This window comes from Bradyrhizobium sp. CCBAU 53351, from assembly GCF_015291745.1.
In the GTDB taxonomy this organism is placed as follows: domain Bacteria; phylum Pseudomonadota; class Alphaproteobacteria; order Rhizobiales; family Xanthobacteraceae; genus Bradyrhizobium.
The window spans coordinates 700,971-727,880 of record NZ_CP030059.1; the positions used below are offsets into that span (position 1 = coordinate 700,971).

The 26,910-nt window shown below is 64.8% G+C and carries 27 protein-coding genes and 1 tRNA gene; 15 read left to right on the forward strand and 13 right to left on the reverse strand.

The annotated features are described in order from the left end of the window. The first annotated feature begins 12 nt into the window (after positions 1–12). From XH83_RS03325 to XH83_RS03350, 6 genes are all read left to right on the forward strand, one after another. A complete protein-coding gene (locus XH83_RS03325) occupies positions 13–651 on the forward strand; it encodes an RraA family protein (RefSeq protein ID WP_194405667.1) in 639 nt (212 codons plus the stop codon). A gap of 27 nt (positions 652–678) precedes the next feature. Next, positions 679–1,050 carry a dimethylsulfonioproprionate lyase family protein gene (locus XH83_RS03330; RefSeq protein ID WP_194405668.1) on the forward strand — a complete coding sequence of 124 codons (372 nt, stop codon included), beginning with the start codon at positions 679–681 and terminating at the stop codon, positions 1,048–1,050. A 48-nt stretch (positions 1,051–1,098) separates the two neighbouring features. Continuing rightward, a complete protein-coding gene (locus XH83_RS03335; RefSeq protein WP_194405669.1) occupies positions 1,099–2,055 on the forward strand; it encodes a tripartite tricarboxylate transporter substrate-binding protein in 957 nt (318 codons plus the stop codon). Positions 2,056–2,159: 104 nt separating this feature from the next. Then, positions 2,160–2,236 (forward strand) — tRNA-Arg (locus XH83_RS03340). Positions 2,237–2,775: 539 nt separating this feature from the next. Continuing rightward, positions 2,776–5,292, forward strand: a complete 2,517-nt coding sequence (locus tag XH83_RS03345; RefSeq protein ID WP_194405670.1) for an Ig-like domain-containing protein — start codon at positions 2,776–2,778, stop codon at positions 5,290–5,292. 288 nt (positions 5,293–5,580) lie between these two features. Beyond that, positions 5,581–6,720: an amidohydrolase/deacetylase family metallohydrolase gene (locus tag XH83_RS03350; protein ID WP_194405671.1), complete on the forward strand. Its 1,140-nt coding sequence runs from the start codon at positions 5,581–5,583 to the stop codon at positions 6,718–6,720. Between the two features lie 20 nt (positions 6,721–6,740). Here the strand turns inward: XH83_RS03350 and XH83_RS03355 are convergent, their stop codons facing one another. The 4 genes from XH83_RS03355 to XH83_RS03370 form a co-directional block, all read right to left on the reverse strand. Then, positions 6,741–8,351, reverse strand: coding sequence for an ABC transporter substrate-binding protein (locus XH83_RS03355; RefSeq protein ID WP_194405672.1), 1,611 nt, complete (start codon positions 8,349–8,351; stop codon positions 6,741–6,743). Positions 8,352–8,516: 165 nt separating this feature from the next. After that, positions 8,517–9,068, reverse strand: coding sequence for a TlpA disulfide reductase family protein (locus XH83_RS03360; protein ID WP_246776408.1), 552 nt, complete (start codon positions 9,066–9,068; stop codon positions 8,517–8,519). Positions 9,069–9,114: 46 nt separating this feature from the next. Beyond that, positions 9,115–9,576, reverse strand: a complete 462-nt coding sequence (locus XH83_RS03365) for a DsrE family protein (protein WP_194405674.1) — start codon at positions 9,574–9,576, stop codon at positions 9,115–9,117. A gap of 19 nt (positions 9,577–9,595) precedes the next feature. Next, on the reverse strand, positions 9,596–10,024 hold the full coding sequence (locus XH83_RS03370) for a DoxX family protein (protein ID WP_246776409.1): 429 nt from the start codon (positions 10,022–10,024) through the stop codon (positions 9,596–9,598). A 103-nt stretch (positions 10,025–10,127) separates the two neighbouring features. Here XH83_RS03370 and XH83_RS03375 point away from each other — a divergent pair, with 103 nt between their 5' ends. Continuing rightward, a complete protein-coding gene (locus tag XH83_RS03375) occupies positions 10,128–11,012 on the forward strand; it encodes a LysR family transcriptional regulator (protein WP_194405676.1) in 885 nt (294 codons plus the stop codon). Positions 11,013–11,049: 37 nt separating this feature from the next. Here XH83_RS03375 and XH83_RS03380 read toward each other — a convergent pair whose 3' ends face one another. Next, positions 11,050–12,195, reverse strand: coding sequence for an acyl-CoA dehydrogenase family protein (locus XH83_RS03380; RefSeq protein ID WP_194405677.1), 1,146 nt, complete (start codon positions 12,193–12,195; stop codon positions 11,050–11,052). Between the two features lie 126 nt (positions 12,196–12,321). Between XH83_RS03380 and XH83_RS03385 the strand changes: the two genes are divergently transcribed. Then, a complete protein-coding gene (locus XH83_RS03385; protein WP_194405678.1) occupies positions 12,322–12,999 on the forward strand; it encodes an alpha/beta family hydrolase in 678 nt (225 codons plus the stop codon). Between the two features lie 3 nt (positions 13,000–13,002). Here XH83_RS03385 and XH83_RS03390 read toward each other — a convergent pair whose 3' ends face one another. Continuing rightward, a complete protein-coding gene (locus tag XH83_RS03390) occupies positions 13,003–13,977 on the reverse strand; it encodes a ketopantoate reductase family protein (protein ID WP_194408150.1) in 975 nt (324 codons plus the stop codon). 153 nt (positions 13,978–14,130) lie between these two features. Here XH83_RS03390 and XH83_RS03395 point away from each other — a divergent pair, with 153 nt between their 5' ends. After that, the gene (locus XH83_RS03395; RefSeq protein ID WP_194405679.1) at positions 14,131–14,934 is read left to right on the forward strand and encodes an enoyl-CoA hydratase-related protein; all 804 of its coding nucleotides are present in this window, start codon (positions 14,131–14,133) and stop codon (positions 14,932–14,934) included. Between the two features lie 3 nt (positions 14,935–14,937). Here the strand turns inward: XH83_RS03395 and XH83_RS03400 are convergent, their stop codons facing one another. Beyond that, the gene (locus XH83_RS03400) at positions 14,938–15,210 is read right to left on the reverse strand and encodes a hypothetical protein (protein ID WP_194405680.1); all 273 of its coding nucleotides are present in this window, start codon (positions 15,208–15,210) and stop codon (positions 14,938–14,940) included. Positions 15,211–15,285: 75 nt separating this feature from the next. Further along, on the reverse strand, positions 15,286–16,170 hold the full coding sequence (locus XH83_RS03405) for a LysR family transcriptional regulator (protein WP_194405681.1): 885 nt from the start codon (positions 16,168–16,170) through the stop codon (positions 15,286–15,288). Between the two features lie 111 nt (positions 16,171–16,281). On the opposite strand from XH83_RS03405, the gene XH83_RS03410 reads away from it, so the two are divergent. Genes XH83_RS03410 through XH83_RS03425 form a run of 4 tightly spaced genes read left to right on the forward strand, consistent with a single transcriptional unit; the run spans position 16,282 to position 20,305 of the window. Next, entirely contained in the window at positions 16,282–17,649 is a 1,368-nt protein-coding gene (locus tag XH83_RS03410) for an FAD-dependent oxidoreductase (protein ID WP_194405682.1), read from the forward strand. 47 nt (positions 17,650–17,696) lie between these two features. After that, on the forward strand, positions 17,697–18,701 hold the full coding sequence (locus XH83_RS03415) for an ABC transporter substrate-binding protein (RefSeq protein WP_194405683.1): 1,005 nt from the start codon (positions 17,697–17,699) through the stop codon (positions 18,699–18,701). Between the two features lie 16 nt (positions 18,702–18,717). Continuing rightward, positions 18,718–19,491: an ABC transporter ATP-binding protein gene (locus XH83_RS03420; RefSeq protein WP_194405684.1), complete on the forward strand. Its 774-nt coding sequence runs from the start codon at positions 18,718–18,720 to the stop codon at positions 19,489–19,491. Then, positions 19,484–20,305, forward strand: a complete 822-nt coding sequence (locus XH83_RS03425) for an ABC transporter permease (protein WP_063198012.1) — start codon at positions 19,484–19,486, stop codon at positions 20,303–20,305. Before XH83_RS03420 ends, XH83_RS03425 begins: the two co-directional genes overlap by 8 nt. 76 nt (positions 20,306–20,381) lie before the next feature. On the opposite strand, the gene gtdA is transcribed toward XH83_RS03425, so the two are convergent. Further along, a complete protein-coding gene (gene gtdA / locus XH83_RS03430; RefSeq protein WP_194405685.1) occupies positions 20,382–21,422 on the reverse strand; it encodes a gentisate 1,2-dioxygenase in 1,041 nt (346 codons plus the stop codon). A 113-nt stretch (positions 21,423–21,535) separates the two neighbouring features. Between gtdA and maiA the strand changes: the two genes are divergently transcribed. Both maiA and XH83_RS03440 read left to right on the forward strand, forming a co-directional pair. Beyond that, on the forward strand, positions 21,536–22,168 hold the full coding sequence (gene maiA, locus XH83_RS03435) for a maleylacetoacetate isomerase (RefSeq protein ID WP_194405686.1): 633 nt from the start codon (positions 21,536–21,538) through the stop codon (positions 22,166–22,168). Further along, positions 22,158–22,670, forward strand: a complete 513-nt coding sequence (locus tag XH83_RS03440; RefSeq protein ID WP_194405687.1) for a MarR family winged helix-turn-helix transcriptional regulator — start codon at positions 22,158–22,160, stop codon at positions 22,668–22,670. Before maiA ends, XH83_RS03440 begins: the two co-directional genes overlap by 11 nt. Before the next feature lie 54 nt (positions 22,671–22,724). On the opposite strand, the gene XH83_RS03445 is transcribed toward XH83_RS03440, so the two are convergent. The 4 genes from XH83_RS03445 to XH83_RS03460 form a co-directional block, all read right to left on the reverse strand. Next, positions 22,725–24,338 carry a benzoate-CoA ligase family protein gene (locus XH83_RS03445; RefSeq protein WP_194405688.1) on the reverse strand — a complete coding sequence of 538 codons (1,614 nt, stop codon included), beginning with the start codon at positions 24,336–24,338 and terminating at the stop codon, positions 22,725–22,727. Beyond that, on the reverse strand, positions 24,335–25,474 hold the full coding sequence (locus XH83_RS03450) for an FAD-dependent monooxygenase (protein WP_194405689.1): 1,140 nt from the start codon (positions 25,472–25,474) through the stop codon (positions 24,335–24,337). The genes XH83_RS03445 and XH83_RS03450 overlap by 4 nt, the downstream gene beginning before the upstream one ends. 189 nt (positions 25,475–25,663) lie before the next feature. Beyond that, positions 25,664–25,879, reverse strand: coding sequence for a hypothetical protein (locus tag XH83_RS03455; protein WP_194405690.1), 216 nt, complete (start codon positions 25,877–25,879; stop codon positions 25,664–25,666). Positions 25,880–25,989: 110 nt separating this feature from the next. After that, on the reverse strand, positions 25,990–26,832 hold the full coding sequence (locus XH83_RS03460; RefSeq protein ID WP_194405691.1) for a cysteine rich repeat-containing protein: 843 nt from the start codon (positions 26,830–26,832) through the stop codon (positions 25,990–25,992). Positions 26,833–26,910: the final 78 nt, after the last annotated feature.

Here is a 26,910-nt window from a genome sequence, read left to right on the forward strand (position 1 = left end):
GGAAGGACCGACATGACGATCACCATCGCAGCGAACAGCGTGCCGAAGCCGCCGGCCGAGATCATCGAGGGTTTTCGCGGTGCGCCGACCTCGGTCATTTCGGACAATCTCGCCCGGCTGCCCGGCGCGGTGGGTCTCAAGCCCTATCATCGCGGCGGCGCACTGGTGGGCACGGCCTTCACCGTGCGCACCCGTCCCGGTGACAATCTCGCCATCCACCGCGCACTGGAACTGGTCGGTCCCGGTGACGTCATCGTGGTCGATGGCGGCGGCGACGAGACGCGGGCGCTGGTCGGCGAGATCATGAAGAACATCGCGCAATGGCGCAAAGCGGAAGGCTACGTCATCGACGGCGCGATCCGCGACGTCGCCGCGTTCGCGGCCGACGACTTCCCCTGCTACGCCCGCGCGGTGATCCATCGCGGTCCCTACAAGAACGGCCCCGGCGAGATCAACGTGCCTGTCACGATCGGCGGCAGCGTGATCTCGCCCGGCGACATCGTGGTCGGCGACGAGGACGGCGTGGTGTCGTTTCCCGCCGCAGGTGCCGCAGCACTATTGGAGACCGTGCGGGCACAGGTGGCGCGAGAGGAGGAGACATTGAAGGCGATCCGCGAGGGCCGCTATCAGGGTTCGTATGGGAAATCCTGATCAAGGAAAAAGAAAGGGGAGGGCAGCGTGAGCCAGAAGGACGAATTCCACAACATCGACAGTCCCGATGACGGCCTGTTCCGCGAACTCGCCGCGGGAGTGACCACGCGCATCTTCTCCGGCGAGCAGGCGATGCTGTCGGTGGTGACGCTGGCGCCCCATGCGCAGGGCACGCTGCACCATCATCCCGAGGAGCAATGGGGCGTGCTGCTCGACGGCTCCGCCATCCGCGTCCAGGGCGATGAGGAGATTGCCGTCAAGAAGGGCGATTTCTGGCGCACGCCGGGCAACGTGCCGCACACCATGCGGGCCGGCCCGGATGGTGCCCGCGTGCTGGACATTTTCAGTCCGCCTCGGCCAGAATACAGAAAAGCCGGGTCGGGCTTCGGCACGACCTAAGCGCCAAAGAGCAAAAAGCCGGGCGCGAACCAAAAACGGGAGGGGACCATGACGATCACACGACGCGCGCTGCTCGCTGCGCCGGCCATTCTCGCAATCACGCCGGCCATGGCGCAGGCCGGCAAGATCACGCTGGTCGTGCCGTTTCCACCGGGCGGCTCGACCGACGCGATGGCGCGGCTGCTGCAGGCCAGCCTGCAAACCAAGCTCAATCGCATCGTCGTGGTCGAGAACAAATCGGGCGCCGCCGGCGCGCTCGGCGCGGCGCAGGTCGCCAAGAGCCCGGCGGACGGCACCTCGTTTTTGGTCACGTTCGATTCCCACGCGGTGATTCCGTCCATCCTCGACAAGCCGCCGGTGGACGTCGAGCGCGAGCTGATGCCGGTACTGCTCATCGGCACCGCACCTTATGTGATCGCGGCGGGTGCCGACCGCCCCTACAAGAGCTTTGCCGACGTGGTGGCGGCCTGCAAGGCGAGCCCGGGCGCGGTGAAATATGCATCCGTCGGCATCGGCACGCTCGGCCATCTCGCCATGACCGTGCTCGGCAGCAAGGCCGGCGTCGAGATCATGCATGTGCCTTATCGCGGCGGCGGTCCGGCGATGAACGACGTGCTCGGCGGCCATGTCGATCTCATCGCGGGATCGGCGGCGCTGGTCGCCGCCCAGCTCGGCACCAACATGCTGCGTCCGATCCTGCAGCTCGGCCGCGAGCGGCTGCCGGCCCTGCCTGATACGCAGACCGCGATCGAAGCCGGCTTTCCCGATTTCGAGACACTGGCCTGGTGGGGCATCTTCGCGCCCGCGGGCACGCCGCCTGACATCGTCGCAGCCTTCGCGGCAGCGTCCAAGGAGATCCTGAGCGAGCCTGCGACCGCCGCCCAGCTGAAGGAGACGCAGCACATGACGCTGCTGCTGCAGGACGGGGCGGCCTTCAAGACCTTCTTCGACAAGCAGGTCGCCACTTGGGGCAAGGTGGTGAAGGATAATAATATCAGGGCGTAGGTGGCCGGCGGCGGTCCTTGCGCATTGGGCGCGGCGAGGGCTTCCGATCCTGTCGCCGCTTTGATATGTACACCCCCGGGCAACCCGACTGATGCGGGTTCCGCGGTCCCGTAGCTCAGCCGGATAGAGCGACGGTTTCCTAAACCGTAGGTCGGAAGTTCGAGTCTTCCCGGGATCGCCATTCTTTCTAGTCCTTTGCCGGCCATTAGCTATCAGAATGAAGCGGAGTCGCTCTGCCGGCACCGGATGGGCGACGCAATTGCAGGCATGCGGTCGCGGCTGCAATTGAGTCGGGCCCGCGACGTCATGGCCGTGTGGCTAACGACCCCAGGGCGGTGGCCCCGACTGGTGCGCGCAGTACGCCGCTGGTGATTGGCGAAGCGAGGGCCGGCGACGTGAGGTCGCAACAAATATTAGTATGGACAGGGATCACAACAGGTCGCCGCTCATTTAAATAACGCGCTCGACCGAGAATTTAATCCTGATCATTAGTTTCAGTTCGGCGATAATATTAATTTGGGCGGCGGCAGGAATTGCGGCTGCGAGATTAAAAACTCCATGCTCGGGTCAATGAATCGTCGCAAAAAAGGCGCGTGCGAATTCGAACACGCGGCTGATGGGGCGGCAAAGGACCAGCTCAAGTTGGACTGAGCCGCGACGTATCGATCAGTATGCGCATGAAACTCAGTCTGCGCTGCATTGCTCAGGGGATGAACAAACATGGCAATTGCTGGATTTCCAGACGCGAATAGCACCGGTCTTCCTGATGGCGTTATCCTGACTCCATCGGGCGACGTAACTATCACTCAACCAGGCACCGTAATCGACGCTCTCGATGTCAAAGGCACCATTACGGTCCTGGCCGATAACGTCACGATTCAGAATACTCGCATCACGTCCAGCGATTGGACAGGAATCTGGATCAAGGATGGCATTACAGGAACTGTCGTCAAGGACAGCGAGATTTTAAACGTTGGAAGTAGCCCAGATGGCGCGAACGGCATTGTCGGGTCCGGCACATTCCTGCGCAACGACATCCATGACGTGGAGAACGGCATTATCGTCACCGGTTCGAGCCTCGTCCAAGACAATTATATCCATGATATGAATGCGCCGGATGTGCGTCTCGGCACGTCCTTGGGCGGTCCGCACTACGATGGCATTGAGATCGACGGCGGCGTTTCAGACGTCGTCATTCGGCACAACACGGTCATCAACGAGAACAGCTACGTCTCGGCCGTGATGATCAATAATGACTTCGGTCCGGTTTCCAACATTCAGGTGGACGGCAACTATCTTGCGGGGGGCGGCTATACCCTTTACTCCGATGGCAGCTTCAGCAGCACCGACAAGATTTCCGGCGTCTCGTTCACCAACAACGAGCTCGGGCAGGGCAAGTGGGGATACTATTACTTCAGGGACAACACGCCCGTCCTGACGAACAACGACGAACTCGGCACGGGATGGCAGACGTCGTCTCCGACGACGCCCCCCGCAACGCCCGAAGTCCCGGCAGCACCGACCATCGCATCCTGGTCACCCGATACGGGCAAGACTGGCGACGGCATCACGGACGCCAATCAGATCACTCTGCACGGCACCGCCGCGGCTGGCAGCACCGTGAAAGTCTATGACGGTTCGACGCAGATCGGTACGGCGACCGCGACTTCGGCCGGAAGCTGGGACTATATCACCAAGGTCTTGACCGATGCTAAGCACACGCTGACGGCGACCGCGACCAACTCGTCGGGTCAAACCAGCGCGGCATCGGCTGCGGTGGCGGTCACCGTCGACACCAAGGCGCCAGCTGCACCGACGATCGCGAGCGACACCGTCAACTCTGCCAACCAAGTCGTTCTGTCGGGGGCTGCCGAAGCGAACAGCGCGATCAAGGTGTTTGACGGAACGACCCAGGTCGGGACGGCGACAACCAACTCGAGCGGTGCGTGGAGCGTCACGACGTCTGCATTGTCGGCCGGTTCGCACGCCCTGACGGCGAAGGCGACCGACGTTGCCGGCAACGTCAGTGCTGCGTCGACGGCCGTGGATGCGGTCATTGGTTCTGGGACGACGGGCTCCACCGGCTCGGGCACGTCGGGCACGGGCACCACAGCGCCCGCCGCGCCGAAAATCGCCTCGTTCTCAAACGATACCGGCACTGCCGGTGATCACATCACGAGCGACAAGACGCTGACCCTGGCCGGGACTGCGGTTGCCAACAGCACGGTCAAGGTGCTCGACGGCGCCACCCAGCTCGGCACGGCCACGGCGGATGCGAATGGAGCGTGGCACTACACCACCGCCGCGCTGCCGGACGGCAAGCACAGCTTCACTGCGACCGACACGGTCTCTGGCGTCACCAGCAAGGCATCGACTGCGCTGGACGTGACGGTGGATACCGCTGCCCCCGATGCCCCGGTGCTGTTGAGCGATCCGACCACGCATAACCGCGCCACGGTCTCCGGGACGGCGGAAGCGGGCAGCTTGATCAAGCTCTACGAGGGCGCGACCCTGCTTGGCACGACGACCGTTGCAAGTGACGGTGACTGGAGCGTGACGACCCCGAATCTCAAGCACGGGTCACACACCTTCACCGCGACAGCGACCGACGCAGCCGGCAACACCAGCGCCTTGTCGCAGCCGATCGATCCGCCGATCGGCTCGCACAGCGGTGGCGGCACCTCGACGGTGGAAGTCACCAATGTACGCCAGCACTCGGATCACACCGCGACGATCAAGGGCACGGCCGATCCCAACAGCGAGATCAAGCTGTATGACGGCACGACCTCGGTCGGTTCGTCCACGACGGACGCCGACGGCAAGTGGAGCTTCCAGACCTCCGACCTGTCGGGTAAGTCCCACGCCTTTACCGCGGAGCAGGTCGACACCACAGACCACGTGGTCGGAACCAGCTCGGGCGCGGCGATGATCGGCTCGGGCCGCAGCGACACGCTGACTGGCACCACCGGCAACGATGTCATGGTTGGCAAAGCGGGAGCGGATACGTTCCAGTTTGCGTCGAACTTCGGCCAGGACGTTATCAAGGACTTCGCTGCCCGCGGACCTGCTCACGACACGATCGAGTTCAGCAAAAGCGTATTCGACAGTTTTGCGAGCGTTCTCTCCCACGCGGCCCAGTCGGGCCACGACGTCGTCATCGCGACGGGGAGCGACACCCTCACGCTGAAGAACACGCAGCTCGACAAGCTGAACAGCCACGACTTCCACTTCGCGTAGGGGACGGGTCGGCCACACAAGCTGGTACTCAACAGCTGTCTCGGGGGATCTCTTGGGGGATCCCCCGACATAGGCATGACTAAAGTTGGACGGCGGGATAATCCCTCCGCCAACGGCTTTCTAGAACGCATGTCGGAAGTTCGAGCCTTCCGGATTCCCATTTTTCATAGGCAAGAGGTATGGTTTGCCGCGCCATTCGGCGCGAAAATTGCTAGAAACGAATGGCTTCCTTCCTCGCTGGCGGGGCTGCCATGCCGCAGCACCGCGCTGCCTCATCCGGAGACGACGATGCCCTTTGACCTGATCCTGCGCGGGGGCCGCGTGATCGACCCCTCGCAGAAACTCGATGCCGTGACCGATGTCGCCTTCGCCGGCGGCAAGGTGGCGGCGGTCGGCAGCGCGCTGAAGGCCGATCCGGGCACCGAGGTACGCGACGTCTCGCAGTTCATCGTCACGCCGGGGCTGATCGATCTGCACACCCACGTCTATTGGGGCGGCACCTCGCTCGGCATCGACGCCGAGGAGTTCTGCCGGCTCTCCGGCGTCACCACGGCGGTCGATACCGGCAGCGCCGGGCCGGGCAATTTCGCCGGCTTCCGCAAGCATGTGATCGAGCCGAGCCAGGTCCGCATCCTCGCCTATTTGCATGTCTCGCATGCCGGTATCTTCGGCTTCTCGCACCGGATCATGGTCGGCGAGAGCGAGGAGCTGCGATTGATGAATCCGATCGAGGCCGCGAAGGTCGCTGATGCCAATCGCGACCTCATCGTCGGCATCAAGGTGCGCGTCGGACTGCATTCCTCGGGCACGTCAGGGGCGGTGCCGCTCGACATTGCGCTGCAGGTTGCCGACGAGGTCGGCATGCCCCTGATGGCGCATATCGATCATCCGCCGCCGAGCTATGAAGAGGTCCTGGCACGTCTGCGTCCCGGCGACGTGCTGACCCACGCGTTCCGCCCGTTCCCGAACACGCCCGCAACCGCGCAGGGCACGGTGAAGAAGGCGGTGCTGGATGCGCGCGAGCGCGGCGTGCTGTTCGACATCGGCCACGGCAAGGGTTCGTTCGCCTTCAAGACCGCGCGCGCGATGCTCGCCAACGGCTTCTATCCCGACACCATCTCATCCGACATCCATCAGCTCTGCATCGACGGCCCGGCCTTCGACCAGGTCACGACCCTGTCGAAATTCCTGTGCATGGGCATGGAGCTGTCCGACGTGATCGCGGCCTCGACGGTGAATGCGGCGATGGCGCTGCGGCGTCCCGAGCTCGGCAGCCTCAAGCCGGGCAGCGTCGGCGACGCCACGCTGATCTCGGTGCGCCAAGGCCAGTTCGACTACGAGGACGTCGTCGGCGAGCACCTGATCGGTGATCGCAAGATCGTGTCCGAAGGCGTCGTCATCGGCGGCCGCTGGTGGCATCCGAACTAGAGCTTTGTGAGGCCGCGAGCCTACTCGTTCTTTTCCACATTCCAGAACATCGGCGTTGCCGGGCCGTCGATCACGCCGGTCAGTGATTTGCGCCATGCGCTCGGCGCCTGGAACTGGCCGAGCGGGATGTAGATCACTTGATCGTAGGCTTCCTTCTGCACGTCGAGGGCGATCTTCTTCTGCTCTTCAGGTGAAGTGGCGCGAGCGAAGGCGTCGCGCATCTCCTCGAGCTTGGGGTCCTCGGACCAGCCGTACCAGCCGCCACTCGTGCCCTTGCCGCCCATCGGGACGTTGACCAGCGGGTTCAATGAGTCGGCGGCGCCCTGGTAGGTGAAGAACATGTTCCAGCCGCCTTCCTTCGGCGACTTCTGGCTGGCGCGGCGGGTCACTAAGGTCTGCCAGTCCATGGCCTGAAGGTCGACCTTGAATCCGGCCTCGCGCAGCAGCTGCGCGACCACGATCGGCTGCGCTTTCAGCAGGATCTGGTCGCCTGGCGCCAAGATCACCACGGGCGTGCCGTCATAGCCGGACTCTGCCAACGCCTTCTTCGCGTCCGCCATTCCGTTTCCCTTCATCAGGGTCTCGCCGCCGGCATCGCTGGCCAGCGGCGTATCGCAGATGAAGAATGCGCCGCAGAACTTGTAGTACTTAGGATTGCCGATCTGGGCGTCGAGCACGTCCTTTTGGTTGATCGCGAGCAGCGCGGCGCGGCGGATCTTCACATTGTCGAACGGCGGGTGCAGGAAGTTCATCCGGCCGAACGACTGGAAGCCGAACTTGTTCAAGATGGAAACAGTGATGTCCGGGTTGGACTCGAGCGCGGGCAGCATGTCGAACGGCGGAGTTTCAACGAAATCGACATCGCCGGATTGCAGCGCGTTGAGCGCGGTCTGCGCATCCGGCATCGTGATCCACTCGACACGGTCGACCTTGACCACCTTGCCGCCCGATGTCCATTCGGCCGGCTCCTTGCGCGGCACATAGTCGGTGTTCTTTTCGTAGATGGCTTTCACGCCAGGCTGGAATTCGCTCGCGACGAACTTGAATGGGCCGGAGCCGATCTGCTCCGGAATCTGCTTGGTGATCGGGGTCTCGGCCAACCGCTTCGGCATCATGAAGGCGACAACGGCCGACGGCTTGGCGATCGTCTCCAGCACCAGGCCATAGGGCTCCTTCAGCTTGAGCACGATGGTCTTGGCGTCCGTTGCCTCGATTCCCGAAGTGAAGTCCATCAGCTTGCGCGCCATGCCGTCGACGCTCGTGAACCAGCGCTTCAGCGAGGCGACGCAGTCCTCCGCCGTCACCGGCGCGCCGTCATGCCACTTCAGGCCGTCGCGCAGGGTGAAGGTGTAGGTCAGCTTGTCCGCGGACACCGTCCAGTCGGCCATCTGCGGCCGCACCTTGAAGCTGGAATCGATGCCCAGCAGCGTATCGTAGACCATGTAGCCATGGTCGCGGGTGATGATGGCCGTCGTGAAGCCGGGATCGGTGACGCGAAGGTCCGACTGCATCACCGCAGTCAGGATTTTCTTTCCGGTCGCGGCGGATGCAACCGACGTCCAAGCGGCAGTAAGCGCCGATGGTGCAATAACCGCAAGCTGAAGCAGTTTCCGTCGCGAGACGTGAACCATTCGCAATTCTCCCGATGCAAACGAGACCGACGGCGGCTGCCGATGACGGGCAGCGTATGGTCTGTCGGCGCACCTTGCAATGACGGGTTGTGTCGTAGAATCTCATTCCTTTGCGATCGGGCAAGGGCCGTCGGAATCGGCGGCGTGACGGCAGACCGCTTCGTCCTAGGCCTGCTCGCGATAGAATTGCAGCAGCCGGGCGCCGGCGGGCGAGAGCCAGTCGGGTGCGCCCGCGATATAGCCCTCGACGTGATTGCTTGTTCCGACCAGATAGGTGACGGGCATGCCGACAAGCCTGAAATTCCCGACCGAAGATTCCGCAATTGCGTCGTACGCGTCGACGTAGCAGGCAAGGTTTGGCACGGCCAGGCCGCCAAGGAATGCGCGAATCTTTCGCAAGTCCTTCGTATCGGTGCAGATCGCGAGGACGTCGAGCCGGTCCGGCCGCGATCCCACCAGGCTTGCGAGCGCGGGCAGATCGAGCCGGCAGGCCGCGCACCACGTCGCCCAGAAATTGACCAGCGTGATGCGTCCCGGCTTTGCCGTCGCAACGATGTCCCTGCCATTGAGGTCCTGAAGCCGGAGCGGAGCCATCGGCGCACGAGGCCGCACGACCGTGAACTGGTTGCGGCCGGTCTCGAACACCGGCGGCCAGGACGGGTCGCCGCCTCGCGCACGGCCTGCGCGCAGCGAGGCAATGAGCGCGGGCGCGGCCATCAGGAGCGATCGTCTGGACGGCGCCGTGCCGGGCACGCGAGGCCTCTCACGCATGGATATAGGCCCAGCCCTTGAGTTGCAGATCGACCACGCGTCCGATTCCGAACGGGACGAGGCTCGCGCCCGATATCAGCGGAATGGAGATCTGCTCCTTGGTTTCCGCGATCGCTTTTGACGACGCGCACATGCTGTAGGCGAGGTTGGGCAGCGACTGCCGCAGCGTCGCGAGCGGCTCGACGAGCGGAGTCTTGTCCGCCCGGAACACGTCAATGCCCTTGCCGTTGGCGACCACCTCGATCAGCAATCTCGCACCCCTGTCGGCAAAATGCCTGGAGAGGTTGGCAGAGTAGCTGATCGCATGACCCATGACATAGGGCTCGTTGCTGTCGATCAGGATCACGACGCCCTCGGTGAGGCGATCTTCCTTGGCCGCGGCGGTGCCGCCGGCCGTGAGGATCGACGCGCCTGCGAGCAGGCCCCTGCGGGACCATCCGTTGGCTGGGATCATGGCTGCGGCGTCCAGCTGCTCAAAATTGCCGAGCGGCAATCGGCGCCTTGTGGCCGCGTCCCCACAGCACGAACAGGCTGAGCGCGAGCAGGACGACATTGAGCGGCGTCACAGGCGCTTCGCCGCGCGAGATGTGGAAGACGAGCGCGAACACCTGCAACACGGAACAGCCGAGTGCGGCCAGCACCGTCAGCCGCGGCAGGATCCGCGTCAGTGCCGGCAGCAGAATGCCGATCCCGCCGGCGAGATCGACCAGTCCGATGAAGCGGACGAACGTTGTGGAATGCTGGCCGGCCCAGGGCATCATCGCGGCAAGTTCGGGGATCGGCGTCAGCAGCTTGACCAGCCCGGCCGCGGTGAAAGCGAAGAAGATCAGGCCCTGTGCGGCCCAAAGGCCGATACGCAGGGCGCGGCCGGGTGTGGTGGTCTCATAGGTGGTAGTGGACACGATGGTTCTCCAAAACGTGAGGGTCGCCACCATTTGATAGTTTCCTGATATTTGATCACTACGTGTAATGGGATTAGTTCATTTCTCAGGTGTTGATGATCTTATGGATTCTCTGACCAGCATGAGGATGTTTTGCCTGGTCGCCGAGCTGAAGAGCTTCGCGACCGCGGCGCAGCGCCTGCGCATCTCGCCCGCGATGGTGAGCAAGCACGTGATGCAACTCGAGAAGCGGCTGGGCACGCGGCTGCTTAACCGCACCAGCCGGCGCGTCAGCCTGAGCGAAAGCGGCGCGCTCTATTTCGAGCAGGCGCGGCAGATGCTGGACTCGCTCGACGAGGTCGAAGCCGCCGTCAGCAACGCGACGGTCGTTCCGCGCGGCACGCTGCGGCTGACCGCGCCGGTGTGGATGGCGAACACGATCTTCGCGGGCGTGCTGGCGGATTACCAGGCGCGCTATCCGGAGGTCCGCCTCGACGTCGATCTCAGCGGACGGATGGTCAATCTGGTCGAGGAGGGATTCGATCTCGCCCTGCGCGCGACCGGCGCGCCCGACGAGGCGCTGATCGCGCGCCCCATCACCAAGGTCGCCTTCCATATGGTCGGCGCGCCCGCTTATCTCGATCGTGCGGGGCGCCCGACCAAATTGGCCGATCTCGCCGGCCAGGCGTTGCTGCACTACGCGCTGTACCCGGGTGAAAGCTTCTCCTTTGCGGGCGAGCACGGCACCGAGACCGTCAAGCTCAACCCGGTGCTGCGCAGCGGCAACGAAACGCTGCTGCACATGGCCGCGCTGGAAGGCATGGGTCTCGCTTTCCTGCCGAAATGGTTGGTCGCCGAGGACATCGCCGGTGGCCGCCTCGAGCACGTCATGCCCGGGCAGGTCATCTTCGAAGGAAAGCTGTTCGCGGTTTATCCGAGCCGCAAATATCTCTCCGCGAAGGTGCGGACCTTCATCGACTTCGTCGTGGCCGACCAGCGGATGAAGTAGCCGCTCACAGCGACCTGATTACAGCGACCTGACCCGATCACAGCGACCTGGCGATCAGCAGCTTCATGATCTCGTTGGTGCCGCCATAGATCTTCTGGATGCGGGAATCGATGAAGATGCGCGAGATCGGGTATTCCTGCATGTAACCGTAGCCGCCGAACAGCTGCAGGCATTCGTCGGCGGTCTCGACCTGCTTTTCCGAGCACCAGTATTTCGCCATCGACGCCGTGACCGTGTCGAGATCTCCGGCGACCAGGCGCTCGATGCACCAGTCGACGAAGACGCGCGCGATCATCGCCTCGGTCTTGCGCTCGGCGAGCTTGAAGGCGGTGTTCTGGAAATCCATCAGCGGCTTGCCGAAGGCTTTGCGCTCCTTGGTGTAATCGACGGTGAGCTTGACCGCGCGCTCCATCGCGGCGACGGCGCCGACCGCGAGCGCAAGGCGCTCCTGCGGCAATTGCTGCATCAGCTGAACGAAGCCCTGGCCCTCCTCCTTGCCGAGCAGGTTATCCGGGGGCACCGTCACATTGTCGAAGAAAAGCTCCGACGTGTCGGAGGCGTGCAGGCCGATCTTGTCGAGGTTGCGCCCGCGCTTGTAGCCGTCGGCGCCCGCGGTCTCGACCACGATCAGCGAGATGCCTTTGGCGCCCGCTTCGCCCGTGCGCGCGACGACGATGACGAGATCTGCAGCCTGGCCGTTGGTGATGAAAGTCTTCTGGCCGTTGATGACGTAGGAATTGCCCTGCTTCTTCGCCGTGGTCTTGACGGCTTGCAGATCCGAGCCGGTGCCGGGCTCGGTCATGGCGATGGCGCCGACCATCTCGCCGGAGGCCATCTTCGGCAGCCAGCGCTTCTTCTGCTCCTCCGAACCGTAATTGAGGATGTAATGCGCGACAATGGCGCTGTGCACGGAGACGCCGGTCGTCAGCTCCGGCACTGTGCTTTCGAGGTCGTCCAGCACCGCGGCGTCATAGGCGAAGGTGGCGCCCAAGCCGCCATATTCCTCCGGCACGCTCGCCAATAGCGCGCCCATCTCGCCGAGCCCGCGCCAGGCGAAGCGGTCGACCATCTTCTGCTCGCGCCATTTCTCGGCGTGCGGCGCCAGATCCTTGGCGAGATATTTCCGGAACTGGTCGCGGAAGACGTCGAGCTCTTCGGTCATCCAGGAGGAGCGATAGGCCATGATACCCTCGGTTGCTGCGGCTTGCCTGCTAGGTAGGCCAGCGGGCGGCGGCAATTATTGTGTTTTCAGGCTGCGCCGGGGACGCTACCAAGGCGGCCGTAACAGCGTCTGTCGGGATGGTTGATTGTGGCTGTCAAAACAAGAGAGCTCAAGCTCGACATCGAGCGCGTCGGCACGGTCTCGGCGATCCTGACGCAGCCTGACAAGGCGCGCGCCTGCTACGTGCTGGCGCATGGTGCGGGTGCGGATATGCGGCATTCCTTCATGGCGAAGGTCGCAGCAGGTCTCGCCGACCGCGGCCTCGCGACATTCCGCTTCAATTTCCCCTACATGGAAGAGAAGAAGGGACGTCCCGACCAGCCGGCCGTTGCGCACGCCACCGTCCGTGCGGCGGTGGCGGAGGCGGCGCGGCTATGCCCCGGGATGACACTCGTGGCGGGCGGCAAATCGTTCGGCGGGCGCATGACCTCGCAGGCGCAGTCCAAGGCGCCGTTGCCCGAAGTGAAGGGGCTCGCCTTCCTGGGCTTTCCCCTGCACGCCGCCAAGAAGCCGTCATCCGAACGCGCCGAGCACCTCGCCGGTATCGCCATCCCCATGCTGTTCCTGCAAGGCACCCGCGATGAGCTGGCCGACCTCGGTCATCTCAGGCCTGTCATCGCATCGCTCGGGGCGAAGGCGACGCTGCACGAGGTCGAAGGCGGCGATCACTCCTTCGCGGTGCTGAAGAGGTCCGGCCGGACCAATGATGAGGCGCTCACGGAGGTGCTGGACACGCTGGCGGCCTGGATCAACAGTCTCGCCTGAAGTTCAGGCGGAATAGAGCCCCTTGTCCCGCGCCTTCTGGATTGCCAGCGCCGCGATCAAATCGAGCGTCGGCGTCGACAGGCCGGCGGCGCGCGCGAACGCGGCAGGCGCCCTGACCAGCACGTCGATCTCCATGGCGCGGCCCAGTTCGTAATCCTGCAGCAGCGAGGGCTTGTGGTTGGGGGCGGGGCCGCTGCGCGTCACGCGCTTGACCTCGGGGATGAAATGCTGGGCGATGTCGTTGGCCTCGTTCAGCATGCGCGGAATGACCTCGGTAAAAGCAGGATCGTCGCGCACGCCGCGTGCGGTCTGGCCGGTGAGCAGGCACAGCACCGACAGCGACATGTTGGTCAGCAGCTTTGACCAGATCGCCTCGCGGATCTCGGCCACCGGCGGAGATTCCAGCCGCGCGTCGTTGAAGACGTTGCGAAGTTTTGTGATCCGCTCGCAATTGCGGTCGTCGCATTCGCCGATCAGGAGACGGTTGCGGTCCGGGGTGAGGTTATGCACCACGCCGGGCGCGATCACCTCGTTGGAGGAGAAGACGACACCGCCGATGATCCTCTCCTTCGGTATGCAGGCGCGCAGGCGCCCGCCGGGGTCGAGGAAGGATATGTCCGGCGGCGTCGGATGCCGCGGCGGCAGGCCGATCCCGTACCACCAGGGAATGCCGTTCTGCGCGAACACGATGGCGGTATCGTCCTGCAGCAGCGGCTTGACGCTGGCGACCAGCCCCGGCAGCGCGGTTGCCTTCAGCGTGGAGATCACGACATCCTGCGGCCCGAGCTGGGCCGCATCGCCTGACGCGTTCACCTTGGCGGAGACCTCGGAATCGCCGACCCGCAGCTTAAGGCCGGCCGCGCGCGCCGCCTCCAGATGCGCACCGCGCATCACGCATGAAACCTCATGGCCTGCCCGCGCCAGCCGGACCGCGATGTGGCTGCCGACGGCGCCCGCGCCGAAAATGCAGATGCGCATGATGATTCCGTCCTGTCCCTTGGTGCCGTCAGGCCGCAGCATGACACAAGCCGCCATGCGATGGGCGCGACCGCCCCACGCTGGAAAGATATGGATCGGGGTGCGCCAGCTCGGCCATAGTGCGCGCCAAGGAAACGAAGCGGAGGATCGCCGATGACTGCCAGCCCCGTCCTGTGGACCCTTGATGAGCGTGGGGTTGCAACCGTCACGTTGAACCGGCCGGAGGTCAACAATGCCTATGACGGCGCGCTGATCGCGGGCGTGCTCGCGGCCATGGACGAGCTCGGCAAGAAACCCAATTTACGCGTCGTCGTGCTGAGGGGTAACGGCAAGCACTTCCAGGCCGGCGCCGATTTGAAATGGATCAACGGCGTGCGGCCGCAATCGGCCGAGGCGAACGAAGCGGCATCCCGTGCGACGTTCGAGGCCGTGCAGCGGCTCAACACGCTGCCGATTCCGACGGTCGCCCTGGTGCAGGGCGGCTGCTTCGGCGGCGGCACCGGCGTGATTGCGGCTTGCGACGTCGTGATCGCCGCGGACAATGCGCTGTTCTCGATCACCGAGGTGCGCTGGGGCCTGACGGCCGCGATCATCATCCCGCAGCTCTGCGATGCCATCGGCGTGCGGCAGGTCCGCCGCTACGCGCTGACCGGCGAACGTTTTGGCGCCGAGGACGCGCGCCGCATCGGCCTCGTGCACGAGGTGGTGCCGCTCGCCGAGCTCGAATCTGCAGGCAGCAAGGTGGTCGAGCAATTGCTCGCCAACGGGCCTGAAGCGATGGCCGAGACCAAGCGGCTTGCCCTGGAGAGCTCGTTCGGCGGAATGGCGGTGGACGATGCGGCTTACAAGCGGCTCGTGCAGCTGCATTCGCTCAAGCGCCAGAGCGCGGAGGCGGCGGAAGGGCTGGCATCGTTCGCCGAGAAGCGGGCCGGGAATTGGGGCGGCGCGAAGGGCTGAACGTCAGCAGCCGCGGCAGATGTTGTTGATACTGCGATAGACGGCGTCGTCGTCCTGTCGCATCTGGCGCAGCGTTTCGAGCGTCTTGCTCTCGTCGTTCGCGGGCGCGGGCTTGCGCTTGGCCGCGAGCTCGTCCTCCTGCCGCTTGTAGCAGGCTTCGCGCTCGAGCTTGGCCTGGATGAAGCGGCAGTTCTGCTCCACGGCTACGGCGGGAGCGCTGCAGAGCGCGAGAGCGACGAGGGCGGGCAGGGCGAATTTCACGACGATCGAATCCATGGCGGCCCTTCTCTCAGGTCCGCCGGTTAAGGGCAACCATCTTATGGGGCGTGTAGCCCGCATGCGAGGCGCTGCCTACAGCGACGGCGTGAGTGACGTTTTCAGCAGTGTCAGCAGCGCCTGCACCGCGGCGGCATTGCGCCGACGCTCGGGGATCGCGGCCTTCACCCATAATTCCGGAATCGGAAAGTCGCGCAGCACCGGCTTCAACGTCCCGTCGCGCAGGGCGTCGGCGACGAGATAATGCGAGAGTAGCGCGATGCCGTTGCCGGCGACGGCGCTGCGCGCCAGCACGTGTCCCTCGTTGGAGGAGAGCAGCGGGCTGACCTGGATGCTGATGCGGCCGCGCGGTCCGTCGAACACCCATTCCGGTCCGGTCGGCAGGAAGCTGAGGCAGCGATGCTCGACCAGATCGCGCGGATGCTTCGGCGTGCCGTGTTTCTTCAGATAGGCCGGCGAAGCGCAGAGCAGCCGCTTCAGCGCACAAAGCGGCTCATCGACCACGCCGCCGAAGGAATGCGGGAAGGCGCCGATGGCAATGTCGAACCCTTCGGTGACCGGATCGACCGGGCGATCGATCAGCACGATATCGAGCTTCAGCCGCGGGTTCTGGGTCTGGAACGCGCTGAAGGCGTCCGCGAGCCGCGCCACCGTGAGCGAGGTCGGGGCCTTGATGCGGAGGTGATCGACGAGGTCGTGGCCCTTCTCGCCCATGCGCGAGAGCAGGTCGGTCGCATCGGTGACGACGCCGCGGGCGCGGTGCACGTAGCGCTGCCCGGCTTCGGTCAGCCGCAATTGCCGGGTCGAGCGGTGAAACAGCAGCGTGCCGATCCGCGCCTCCAGCTGCGTGACGCGTTTTGCGACCACCGAGGTCGAGACCCCCAGCTTTCGCGCGGCGGCGGAGAAGCCGGCGGCATCGGCAGTGGCTAGGAAGGCCTGCAGGTTCACGAGGATGTCCATCTCGACCTTTCTCGATTCGCGTAAGCTGATCGCGTATTTTGGTAGATTGTAGCCCGCTGCGCGTTAATTCATAGTCGCCCCAAGCAAAGGAAATTCGGGAAGGGACGCGCCATGCGGGCCACGACGATCGAAGAACCGGCACGCCAGGTGCCGCTCTATGGCGAATATGAAGTCGTCGTGCTCGGCGGCGGTCCCGCCGGCATCGTCGCGGCGGCTTCAGCTGCGCGGGCCGGGCGGAAGACGCTGCTGATCGAGCGCTACGGCTTCCTCGGCGGCATGGGCACGGCGGCCGGCGTCACCAATTTCTGCGGCTTACATGGCAATGTCCATGGCGAGCACCGGCGGCTGGTGCAGGGCATGGCGTCCGAGCTGCTGGCGCGGATCGATCGGCTGGGTGGCCTCAACACGCCGCACCTGATTCTCGGCAAGGTGTTCGCCCAGGCCTACGACACCGCTGCCTACAAGATCGCGGCCGACGAGCTGCTCGCCAGCCACAAGGTGCACATCCTCTTCCATGCGCTCGGCGCCGGTGTCGTGATGAGCGATGACAGCCGTATCGACGCGCTGATGGTCGAGACCAAGGCCGGCCGCCAGGCGGTGCGATCTGAGATCTTCATCGATTGCTCCGGCGACGGCGACCTCGCGGTGTGGGCCGGCGCGCCCTTCGAGATCGGCGACGCGGACGGTCATCCGCTCTATCCCTCGATGATGCTGCGTCTCAACGGCATCGATCCCGAAAGGGCGGGCGACGCCTGGCGTACCATCCCGCAATTAATGGAGAAGGCGACCGCGGCCGGCACGCACACATTCCCGCGGAAAAGCGCGATCGTGCGGCCGCAAAAATCCGGCATCGAATGGCGGGTGAATTTCACGCAGGTGGCGCGCGAGGACGGTCACGCCATCAACGGCGTTGAGCCCGACGATCTCACCCGCGGCGAGATCGAGGGCCGCAAGCAGGCGCTCGCCGCATACGCGTTTTTGCGCAGCACTGTGCCGGGCTTTGAAAAGTCCTACATCGTCGATTTGCCGCCGCAGCTCGGCATCCGCGAGACCCGTCGCGTCACGGGCGGCTACCAGCTCAGCGGCGAGGACGTACTCGGCTGTGCCTCGTTTACGGATTCCATCGGCGTCAATGGCTGGCCGATCGAGGCCCATGTTCCCGGCGATGTCGTCTTCACCTTCCCGCCGATCCCGGAATCGCGTGGCTATAACGAGTTGCCCTACCGGATGCTGGTCCCCGAGGGCGTCGACAACCTGCTCGTCGCCGGCCGCTGCGCCTCCATGACCCATGAGGGCCAGTCGGCGGCGCGGGTCTCCGGTGCCTGTTTCGTGATGGGGGAGGCTGCCGGTTCCGCCGCCGCGCTGGCGCTCTCCGGAAACCGGATCCCACGCGAAATCCCCATTGAAAAGTTGCAGGAAACGTTGAAACAACAGGGCGCCTTCATCGGCCGGGACCAGGCGCTGCCTGAAGGTTTGTGACGGGCTTGCAATAGAACGACCAAGACAACGACGGCGGAGGAAACGGGATGATCGGGATGGTGCGGCTCGCGCTTGCGGGTCTTCTGGCGATCACGGCGATTGGCACGGCGCGGGCCGAGGACGCGTTGAAGGCCAGGATCGGCGTGCTGCGCCTGTCCTCCTCCGCGCCGGTCTTCATCGCGCAGGACAAGGGCTATTTCCGCGAGGCCGGCTTAGAGGTCGAGCTGAAATTCTTCGACGCGGCCCAGCCGATCGCGGTCGCGACGACCTCGGGCGACGTCGATTTCGGCATCACCGCCTTCACCGCGGGTCTCTATAACCTTGCCGGCAAGGGCACGCTGAAGGTGATCGGCGGCATGAGCCGCGAGAAAGCCGGCTATCCCCTGATCGGCTATTTCGCCAGCAACAACGCTTACGCCGCCGGGCTGAAGACGCCGAAGGACCTCGCGGGAAAACGCGTGGCGATGACGCAGGTCGGATCGAGCTTTCACTATTCGCTCGGCCTGCTCGCCGACAAATACGGCTTCAAGCTCGCGGACGTGAAGATCGTGCCGCTGCAATCGCTGTCGAATGCGGCCGCCGCGCTGAAGGGCGAGACCGTCGATGCCGCGCTGCTGCCGATCTCCACCGCGCGCAAGCTGATGGACGAGGGCGGCGCGAAATTTTTGGGCTGGGTCGGCGACGAGACGCCCTGGCAGCTGGGCGCGGTGTTCGCCTCGCCGAAAACGCTGACCAACAAGGCGCTGGTGACGAAGCTGCTCGGCGCGCTCGCCAAGGCCGACCGCGAATATCACGACGTCATCCTCGCCGCGATGAAGGACGGCGTCGCGCCCATCAACGACAAGACGAAACCGCTCCTGGAGATCATCGCCAAGTATACCAACCTGCCGGTCGAGCAGGTGGTCGGCAATTGCGCCTATATCGACCCCGACGGCAAGCTGGATGTGAAGAACGTCGACAACCAGATCAAATGGCTGCAGGAGCAGGGTTTTGCCGACAAGGGTTTTGACGCGGAGGCGATCATCGCCAAGGACTATGTGAAGGCGGATTGAGAGCAGAAACCAGTTCATGGACCTGATCGCCAGCCACATCACCCACCGCTTCGGCGATCTCGCCGTGCTCGACGATGTCTCCTTCACCGTCGGCGCCGGCGAGGTGGTGGCGATCGTGGGGCCTTCCGGCTGCGGCAAGAGCACGCTGCTGTCGATCCTCGGCGGACTGTTGCAGCCGACCTCCGGCGCGCCCGAACTCCGGGGCTCGCCGCCGGCGGACAGCCTCAATCCGCTGACCTTCGTGTTCCAGGACTTTGCGCTGCTGCCCTGGGCGACGGTGGAGGAGAATGTCGAATTCCCGCTGCTGCACACCCAGCTTTCGGCCGTGCAGCGACGCGCGCTGGTCGAGGACGCCTTGCGCCGCACGACGCTGACTGATTTCCGTAAAGCCTATCCGAAACAGCTTTCCGGCGGCATGCGCCAGCGCGTCGGCATTTCGCGCGCGCTCGCAGTCAAGCCGGCCATCCTGCTGATGGACGAGCCGCTGTCGGCGCTGGATTCGCAGACCCGCGAATTGCTGATGGAGGATTTCGTCCGCCTGCTCGCCGATGGCGGCATGGGCGCGGTCTACGTCACCCACAATCTCGAAGAGGCGGCGCGGCTCGCCGACCGCATCGTGGTGCTGTCGCGCAGGCCCGGCCGCATCCGCGAGGTCGTGACCGTGCCGATGACGCGCGCTGCGCGCGGGGAGGCTGAAGCGCGCGAAAAGCTTCCGGCGCTGCAGAACCAGATCTGGTCGCTGATCCGCAACGAGGCGATCGACGCCGAGCGCGAGGTCCAGCATGCTTGATCGCGCGCCGGCCGAAATTGCGAAAGACGCTGCAACCCGGCGCGTCCGCTTCCGCGGCGCCGGCTTCGTGCCGGCATCGAGCCGCTACGGCGGCTGGATCGCGCTCGCGATCGTCATCGCGATCTGGCAGGCCGCAGGCAGCGCCGGCCTCGTCAATGCGCTGTTTCTGCCGACACCCGCCGCGATTGTCCGTGCGATCTATCAGCTCGCGATCTCCGGCGCGCTCTGGCAGCATCTGTCGGCCTCGCTGCTGCGCATCGGCGTAGGCTGGCTGCTCGGCACGGCGGCGGGCGTCGCTGTGGGCTTTGCCATCGGCCTGTCCAGGCTGGCGCGCAGCGTTGGCATCACCTTCATCTCGGCGCTGTTCCCGATCCCGAAGATCGCGCTGCTGCCGCTGCTCATTCTTTGGCTCGGCATCGGCGAAGAGCCGAAGATCGCGACGATTGCGCTCGGGGTGTTCTTCTCGACCGCGATCTCGGTCTACAGTGGCGTCGATGCGGTGCCGCGAAACCTCATCCGCATGGCGCAGAGCTTCAACGTCCCCTTCGCGACCATCGTGCGCAAGGTGATCTGGCCGGGCGCGCTGCCCGCGATCCTCGCCGGCTTTCGCATCACGGCCTCTGTCGCGCTGCTCCTCGTCGTCAGCGCCGAGATGATCGGCGCCCAATACGGCATCGGCGCCTTCGTGCTGCAGGCCGGCAATCTGATGCAGACCGATCAGCTGCTCGCGGGCGTCGTGATCCTGTCGGTGTTCGGCCTCGCGGTCGGCAAGCTGATCGGCTGGCTGGAGGTGCGGTTGCTGCACTGGCGGTAGCGGCAATCCGCGCTGCCACCTTTTCTGTTTCCGAAGATGGTGATTACGCTTTCGGCTAATCCACCCTACGAGAGCCTCACGCGTTGCCGCGATCTTCCCTGAACAGATCCAGCTTCTGCTGCACCGGCCGGTCCGAGAAGCTGAACAGCACGGCATCCTCATCCGCCTCATGCGTGACCCAGTGCCAGCTCGGCACCACGAACAGATCGCGCGGGCCCCATTCGAACACGGTATCGCCGATGCGGCTGCGGCCCTTGCCCTCAATCGGGCAGAACACCGTCGCATCCGTCGAACGATAGCGCGCGGTCTTGAAGCCCTTCGGCAGCAGCTGGATGAAGGTGCCGATGGTCGGCATCGCGAAATCGCCGGTCTCGGGGTTGCTGAACTTCAGCTTCAGCCCGTGGCAGGCGTCCCACTCCTGGCTCGTTCGAGCCTTCTCCAGTGCCTCACGCGTGTAGGCATAGGGATAGCTGAAGATCGGCGAGGTCTTCGAGCTCCGCTTCACATCGACCGGCAGCAGATTGTGGCCGTAGCGCGCAAAGCTGTCGCCCGCGGGTCTTGTGATCTTCTGCTGGTCCTCTTTCGATCCCTCGGCGAAGGAGCAGTCGAAGAACTGCACCAGCGGAATGTCGAGGCCGTCGAGCCAGAACATCGGCTCGTTGGTTTCGTTGGAATGATCGTGCCAGGTCATCGATGGCGTGATGATGAAATCGCCCGGCTCCATCGCGGTGCGCTCGCCGTCCACGGCGGTGTGGGCGCCCTTGCCTTCGAGCACGAAGCGCAGCGCCGACTGGCTGTGCCGGTGCGCCGGTGCGACGTCGCCGGGCACCACCATCTGCACGCCGGCATAGAGTGAGGTCGTGATCTTGGACTGGCCGCGCAGGCCGGGGTTCTCCAGCACCAGCACGCGGCGCTCGGCTTCCTTGGCGGTGATCAGCTTGCCGGCCTCGATCATGTAGTCGCGGATGACGTCGAATTGCCAGAGATGCGGCCGGCAGGCGCTCTTCGGCTCCGGCGTGATCAGATCGCTCATCACCGTCCACAGCGCGGTGAGGTTCTCGCCGTCGATCTTCTTGTAGAAGGCCTCGCGCTCCGGCGTCTTGGTCACGGCTTCCATGGCGGCGCTCCCGTTCGTTTTGTTGATTGACAGTATACTGACGATCTAGGTAGCGTCAATGCGAGGGACGGCGTACAAGGCCCCAAAATGACCGAGGATATAGGGAGGTCCCAATGAAGCTGCACGGCTATTTCCGCTCCAGCGCCGCCTATCGGGTGCGGATCGCGTTGAACCTCAAGGGCCTCAAGGCCGCGCACTTGCCGCATCATTTGCGCAAGGGCGAGCAATGTGCGCCCGCTTATCTCGCCATCAACCCGCAAGGCCTCGTGCCGGCGCTGGAGAACGATGGCGGTGCTGTGCTGACACAATCGGTCGCGATCATCGAATGGCTCGACGAGACGCACCCCAATCCGCCGCTGCTGCCGAAAGATGCACTGCGGCGCGCCAAGGTGCGGGCGTTCGCCCTGGCGATCGCCTGCGACACCCATCCGGTGCAGAACCTGAAAGTGCTGGCGCGGCTTCGCGAACTCGGTCTGGCCGAAGAGAAGGTCCAGGAGTGGGCCGCCTGGGTCAACCGCGAAGGGCTGTCGGCCTGCGAGACGCTGATCAAGGACGAGCCGGGGCCGTTCTGCTTCGGCAATGCGCCGACGCTGGCCGATCTCTGCCTGGTGCCGCAGCTCGCCAATGCGCGCCGCTTCGGCGTCGATGTCTCGGCCTATCCGCGCCTGCTCAAAGCGGAGACCGCGGCCAAGGGGCTGGCGGCGTTCGCCGAGGCCGCACCGGAGAAGCAGCCCGATGCCGAGTAAGCCGCCTCCTCCGATCACGATCGATGCGGTCTATGCCGCGCCGGGCTATCTGTTCCGGCGCATGCAGCAGATCGCGGTTTCGATCTTCATGGAGGAGTGCAAGGCGTTCGACCTGACCCCGGTGCAATATGCCGCGCTGATCGCGATCCACACCCATCCCGGCATCGACGCCACACGGCTGTCGGCGGTGATCGCCTTCGACCGCTCCACGCTCGGCAGCGTGATCGAGCGGCTGCAGGCCAAGGACTTTGTCGAGCGCAAGCCGGCGCCCGAGGACAAGCGGATCAAGCTGCTCTACCTGACCAAATCAGGCGCCGCGATCCTGCGCGAGATCATTCCCGCCGTCGAGCGTGCCCAGGCGCGCATGCTGGAGCCGCTCAAGCCGGCCGACCGCAAGACGCTGATGGCGTTGATGTCGCAGCTCGTCGACCTCAATAACGAGGCCTCGCGCGTGCCGTTGCGGGCGGAAGATGCGCTGGAGCATCTGGGGAGGGGTGGGTGAGGGGACGACAGCGAGAGTGTGGTGACGCGGTTGCTTCACATCCTCAACGTCGTCTCACATCCTCAACAACGCCTGCCGATCGATCTTCCCCGTGCCGGTCTTCGGCAGCTCGTCGGTGAAGATCACTTCGCGCGGATATTTGTAGGGCAGCAGCTTGCCCTTCACATAGTCCTGCAGCCGCCGCGTCGCGTCGCCCTGGTTGACCGTGCGGTTGTTCATCACCACCACGGCCTTCAGCGTCATCCGGCGGTCCGGCAGCTCGGCGGCGAACACCGCGCATTCGCGGATCTCGGGGTGGTCGGCGAGGCACAGCTCGACCTCGAGCGGATAGACCCATTGGCCGGAAATCTTGATGAGATCATCGGCGCGGCCGCGGAAGAAGTGGAAGCCGTCGGCATCCCTGACGAAACGATCGCCGGTGTAGATCCAGCCACCCTCGCGGATGGTCTCGGCGGATTTGTCCGGCCGGTTCCAGTACAGCGGCGTGTTGGAATCGCCGCGCACCCACAAAATGCCTTCCTCGTTGTCGGCGACGTCGCGGCCGTCCTTGTCGCGCAGCGCGACCTCGTAGCCGGGCACGCGCAGGCCTGCGGCACCGAGCTTCTTCTGCTCGGGCCGGTTGGAGAGATAGATGTGCAGCACCTCGGTGGAGCCGAGGCCTTCGACGATCTCGAGGCCGGTGAGCGTCTTCCAGCCGTTGAAGACCTCGGCCGAGAGCACCTCGGCGGCGGAGAGCGCCATGCGCAATGACAAGAAGTCGGTCTTGTCCGCGCCGTCAGCCTTGGTCAGCGACGTATAGAGCGTCGGCAGGCCGAAGAAGACCGTCGGCCTGTACTGCGCGATCGCCGCGAAGATCGACGCGGGCTTCGGCTGGCCCGGCAGCAGCAGCGTCGCCGCGCCCGCCGAGAACGGGAAGGTGACGGAGTTGCCGAAGCCATAAGCGAAGAAGATTTTCGGCACGGAGAAGCAGATGTCGTCAGGCGTCAGCTTCAGCACGCTCTGCGCGAAGGCGGCCTCGCTATAGGCCATGTCGTGCTGGAGATGCACGATGCCCTTGGGCCGTCCGGTCGACCCCGAGGAATACATCCAGAACGCCATCTCGTTGCGCTGCGTGGGGGCTTCGGCCAGCTCGGCCGGCAATTGTGCGAGCCAGTCTGCCGCCGCAACCGCTTTCGGCGCCGCATGGTCGCGCACCTCGCCATTGACGACGATCAGCGTATCCAGCTTCGTGTCCTTGCAAGCTTCCGCATTGAAGCGCGAGCAGAACTCGGACTCCGCCACCGCAACTTCAGCCCCGGAATCGGCGAGATAGAATTGCAAGAGGTCCGGCGGCGTCAGCGTGTTGATCAGGAGCGGCACGAAGCCGGCGCGCACCGCGCCGAAGAACGCGGCCGGATAGGCCGGGGTGTCGTCGAGGAACAGCAGCACGCGGTCGCCGCGCTTCAGGCCGAGCGAAGCCAGGCCGTTGCCCCAGCGGCAGGCGTCCGCGCAGAGCTCGCCATAGGTCCGCGTGCCCGCGGGGCCCAACAGCGCGAGCTTGTCGCCACGGCCCTTGCCGAGATTGTCGAATAGGACGCGGCTGGCGTTGTAAAGTTCCGGAACGGCAAAGCCGATCTCGCGTGCCCCCGCGCTGTCGGCGGGCACCTGGTCGAAAATCTCGTTGCTCATGCCTCGTCTCCGCCGTTCTTGGCGGCCTCGTAGCGGGCCATGAAGGCCGGGGACATGTGGCGCAGGCGTGCATCGTCGATGCGGCCGGAGCGCGTGATGTAGCTGTAGGCGAAGTCCATCAGGTCGAGCTGCATGTGCTGGGCAAAATGCTCGTACCAGAAGGCGCTGGTGCGCGCGGCGTTGACGAGCTTCTGCACCACCGGTTTTCGCGCCGCCTGGTAACGATGCAACGCGGTCGACAGGTGCGCATCCGATTCCAGCGCCTTGACCAGCGCAATGGCGTCCTCGATGGCGAGCCGCGTGCCCGAGCCGATCGAGAAATGCGCGGAGTGCAGGGCATCGCCGAGCAGCACCATGTTCTTGAACGACCAGTGCTCGTTCCAGACCCAGGGGAAGTTGCGCCAGACCGATTTGTTGGAGACCAGCGAGCGGCCGCCGAGCGTGTCGGCGAACACTTCCTCGCAGACGCCCTTGGACTGCTCGACGTCCTTGTAGGCGAAGCCATAGGCCTGCCACGTCGCGTGATCGCATTCGACCAGGAAGGTGCTCATGGTCGGCGAGTACCGGTAGTGATGGGCGTTGAAGGCGCCGCGGTCGGTCTTCACGAAGGTTTGCGACAGCGTGTCGAAGCGCTTCGAGGTGCCGTACCAGACGAACTTGTTGGAGGAATAGGACAGCGAGGTGCCGAAATCGCCTTCGAAGGCGCGGCGCACCAGTGAGTTCAAGCCGTCGGCGGCGACGATCAAATCGTGGCCATTGAGCTGGTCGATGGTGTGGATCTGCGTGTCGAAGCGCGGCGTGACGCCGACGCCGAGCGCGCGCTGCTGCAGGAATCTCAGCAGTTCCAGCCGTCCGATCGAGGAGAAGCCGACGCCGTCGATGGCGACGCTGTCGCCGCCGAGGTTCAGCGTGATGTTCTCCCAGCTCTCCATATGCGGCGCGATCGCGTCGACCGTCTCGGGGTCGTCGGCGCGCAGGAATTCCAGCGCCTGGTCGGAGAACACGACGCCAAAGCCCCAGGTCGCGTCGGCCGGGTTCTGTTCGAACAGGTCGACTTGATCCTCGGGGTGGCGCTTCTTCCAGAGATAGGCGAAGTAGAGCCCACCGGGCCCACCGCCAATCACGGCGATCCGCAACGTCTGCCTCCCTAATTGACAGTATACTTACTATCTAGGGGTAGACTAATGTGCTCCGGCGTCCGGCGCCAGCGGAATTATCCGCCGGCGCGGGCGCGCCGAAACTCATTATCGGACGCACGTTTTGCGCGCATCCGAACCGTCAGGGCGGAATCATAGCCAAACCGCGCCGGCTTGGCTATTCGCGCATCAGACGCAGCGCTTCACATAGACCCCGTTCACCAGCACCCTGGTGCAGCGGACCACCGGAACCGGCTTGCGAACCACGACGGCCGCGTTCGGCCCGGCGCAGCCGGCGCGATAGACCCCGCGGGCGCACACCACCGCATTGGCGTCGGTGGCATCAAAGGTCATGGTCGCTCCGAAGGCGAGCAGCGCAGAAGCAACGAGCAGCAATGTACGCATGTTGTCCTCCCGGTCTTGTCGTGATCGAAATCGGACGCCTGAAAAAGATTTGTCGTTGCAGGCGTGCGGCGAATTCATCCACCGCACGCCGCTCATCGTTGCGTGCCGCCTTATCGCGCGGCAAAGGGTGCCAGCACGTCCCTGCACGCCGGCGAAAGCGATGCGGCATTGCTGGCGAGGCATTGCATGATGCGGCCGGCGCCGACCTCGACGCCGGCGCAAATCGCGCGGATGTCGGCGCCACAGGCCGATCGAGCTACGAACAGTTCTTCGCGCGGCCGCATCGGGCGCAGCACCAGCACGGTGGGGGCTGCGGCAGGCGCTGCCGCCGCACCCGCCGCCGGCGCAGCGGTGGTCGCCGCGCCGCCGCCGGTTGCGGCGCTCACGGCCTTCTCGCAGGCCGGCGAGACCTTGGCCTTGTTCTTCTCCAGGCATTCGAGCGCTGGCGCGCCGCCCGGCGGCACGCTGGCGCAGACCTTGGGATAATCGCCGCGGCATGAGCTCTTGATCGCAGCAAGTTGCGCGCTGCTCGGCTGCTTGGGTGCAGCGGTCTTCGGCGCCGGCGGTGCAGCGGCCGGCTTTGCAGCGGGCGCCGATTCAGCCTTCGGCGCGGCAGGTGTCGGCGCCGGCTCCGCTTTGGGAGCCGCTTCGGTCTTCGGCGCAGCGGCGGGAGCGGCTTCGGGCTTCGCAGCCGCGGGCGGCGCGATCGCGCGAACCGCGGTCTGGCATCCACCCGAGAGGCTCGACATGTTCTTCTGCAGACATTGAAACGCTTCGGTGCCGCCGGGCGTCACGCTCGAACAGTGCGCCATGAAGTCGGAGCGGCACGCGGACCGGATGGCGCTCTTCTGGGCCTCGGTCGGCGCCTGCGCGAATGCGCCTGCTGCAGTTGCGAACAGTGCCGCCGCCAGCAACGCCGTGCGCGTTGAGACATGTTTCAACGTATTGAACATTGGGATGAATTCCTGCCCTGTCGATATCGTTCGACGCTTAATCAAAGTCGCGCAATCGCAATCGTCGCGAGTGATGCC

Bases quoted from the DNA above. Each gene is read 5' to 3' on its own strand.
- XH83_RS03390 (WP_194408150.1), bottom strand. From the start codon at position 13,977: ATGCGCATCTGCATTTTCGGCGCGGGCGCCGTCGGCAGCCACATCGCG.
- XH83_RS03460 (WP_194405691.1), bottom strand. From the start codon at position 26,832: ATGTTCAATACGTTGAAACATGTCTCAACGCGCACGGCGTTGCTGGCG.
- XH83_RS03360 (WP_246776408.1), bottom strand. From the start codon at position 9,068: ATGGCCGCGCCCGCGCTCATTGCCTCGCTGCGCGCAGGCCGTGCGCGA.
- XH83_RS03380 (WP_194405677.1), bottom strand. From the start codon at position 12,195: ATGGCCTATCGCTCCTCCTGGATGACCGAAGAGCTCGACGTCTTCCGC.
- XH83_RS03345 (WP_194405670.1), top strand. From the start codon at position 2,776: ATGGCAATTGCTGGATTTCCAGACGCGAATAGCACCGGTCTTCCTGAT.
- XH83_RS03445 (WP_194405688.1), bottom strand. From the start codon at position 24,338: ATGAGCAACGAGATTTTCGACCAGGTGCCCGCCGACAGCGCGGGGGCA.
- XH83_RS03350 (WP_194405671.1), top strand. From the start codon at position 5,581: ATGCCCTTTGACCTGATCCTGCGCGGGGGCCGCGTGATCGACCCCTCG.
- XH83_RS03410 (WP_194405682.1), top strand. From the start codon at position 16,282: ATGCGGGCCACGACGATCGAAGAACCGGCACGCCAGGTGCCGCTCTAT.
- XH83_RS03440 (WP_194405687.1), top strand. From the start codon at position 22,158: ATGCCGAGTAAGCCGCCTCCTCCGATCACGATCGATGCGGTCTATGCC.
- XH83_RS03355 (WP_194405672.1), bottom strand. From the start codon at position 8,351: ATGGTTCACGTCTCGCGACGGAAACTGCTTCAGCTTGCGGTTATTGCA.
- XH83_RS03395 (WP_194405679.1), top strand. From the start codon at position 14,131: ATGACTGCCAGCCCCGTCCTGTGGACCCTTGATGAGCGTGGGGTTGCA.
- XH83_RS03365 (WP_194405674.1), bottom strand. From the start codon at position 9,576: ATGATCCCAGCCAACGGATGGTCCCGCAGGGGCCTGCTCGCAGGCGCG.
- maiA (WP_194405686.1), top strand. From the start codon at position 21,536: ATGAAGCTGCACGGCTATTTCCGCTCCAGCGCCGCCTATCGGGTGCGG.
- XH83_RS03375 (WP_194405676.1), top strand. From the start codon at position 10,128: ATGGATTCTCTGACCAGCATGAGGATGTTTTGCCTGGTCGCCGAGCTG.
- XH83_RS03455 (WP_194405690.1), bottom strand. From the start codon at position 25,879: ATGCGTACATTGCTGCTCGTTGCTTCTGCGCTGCTCGCCTTCGGAGCG.
- XH83_RS03325 (WP_194405667.1), top strand. From the start codon at position 13: ATGACGATCACCATCGCAGCGAACAGCGTGCCGAAGCCGCCGGCCGAG.
- XH83_RS03420 (WP_194405684.1), top strand. From the start codon at position 18,718: ATGGACCTGATCGCCAGCCACATCACCCACCGCTTCGGCGATCTCGCC.
- XH83_RS03425 (WP_063198012.1), top strand. From the start codon at position 19,484: ATGCTTGATCGCGCGCCGGCCGAAATTGCGAAAGACGCTGCAACCCGG.
- XH83_RS03335 (WP_194405669.1), top strand. From the start codon at position 1,099: ATGACGATCACACGACGCGCGCTGCTCGCTGCGCCGGCCATTCTCGCA.
- gtdA (WP_194405685.1), bottom strand. From the start codon at position 21,422: ATGGAAGCCGTGACCAAGACGCCGGAGCGCGAGGCCTTCTACAAGAAG.
- XH83_RS03405 (WP_194405681.1), bottom strand. From the start codon at position 16,170: ATGGACATCCTCGTGAACCTGCAGGCCTTCCTAGCCACTGCCGATGCC.
- XH83_RS03415 (WP_194405683.1), top strand. From the start codon at position 17,697: ATGATCGGGATGGTGCGGCTCGCGCTTGCGGGTCTTCTGGCGATCACG.
- XH83_RS03400 (WP_194405680.1), bottom strand. From the start codon at position 15,210: ATGGATTCGATCGTCGTGAAATTCGCCCTGCCCGCCCTCGTCGCTCTC.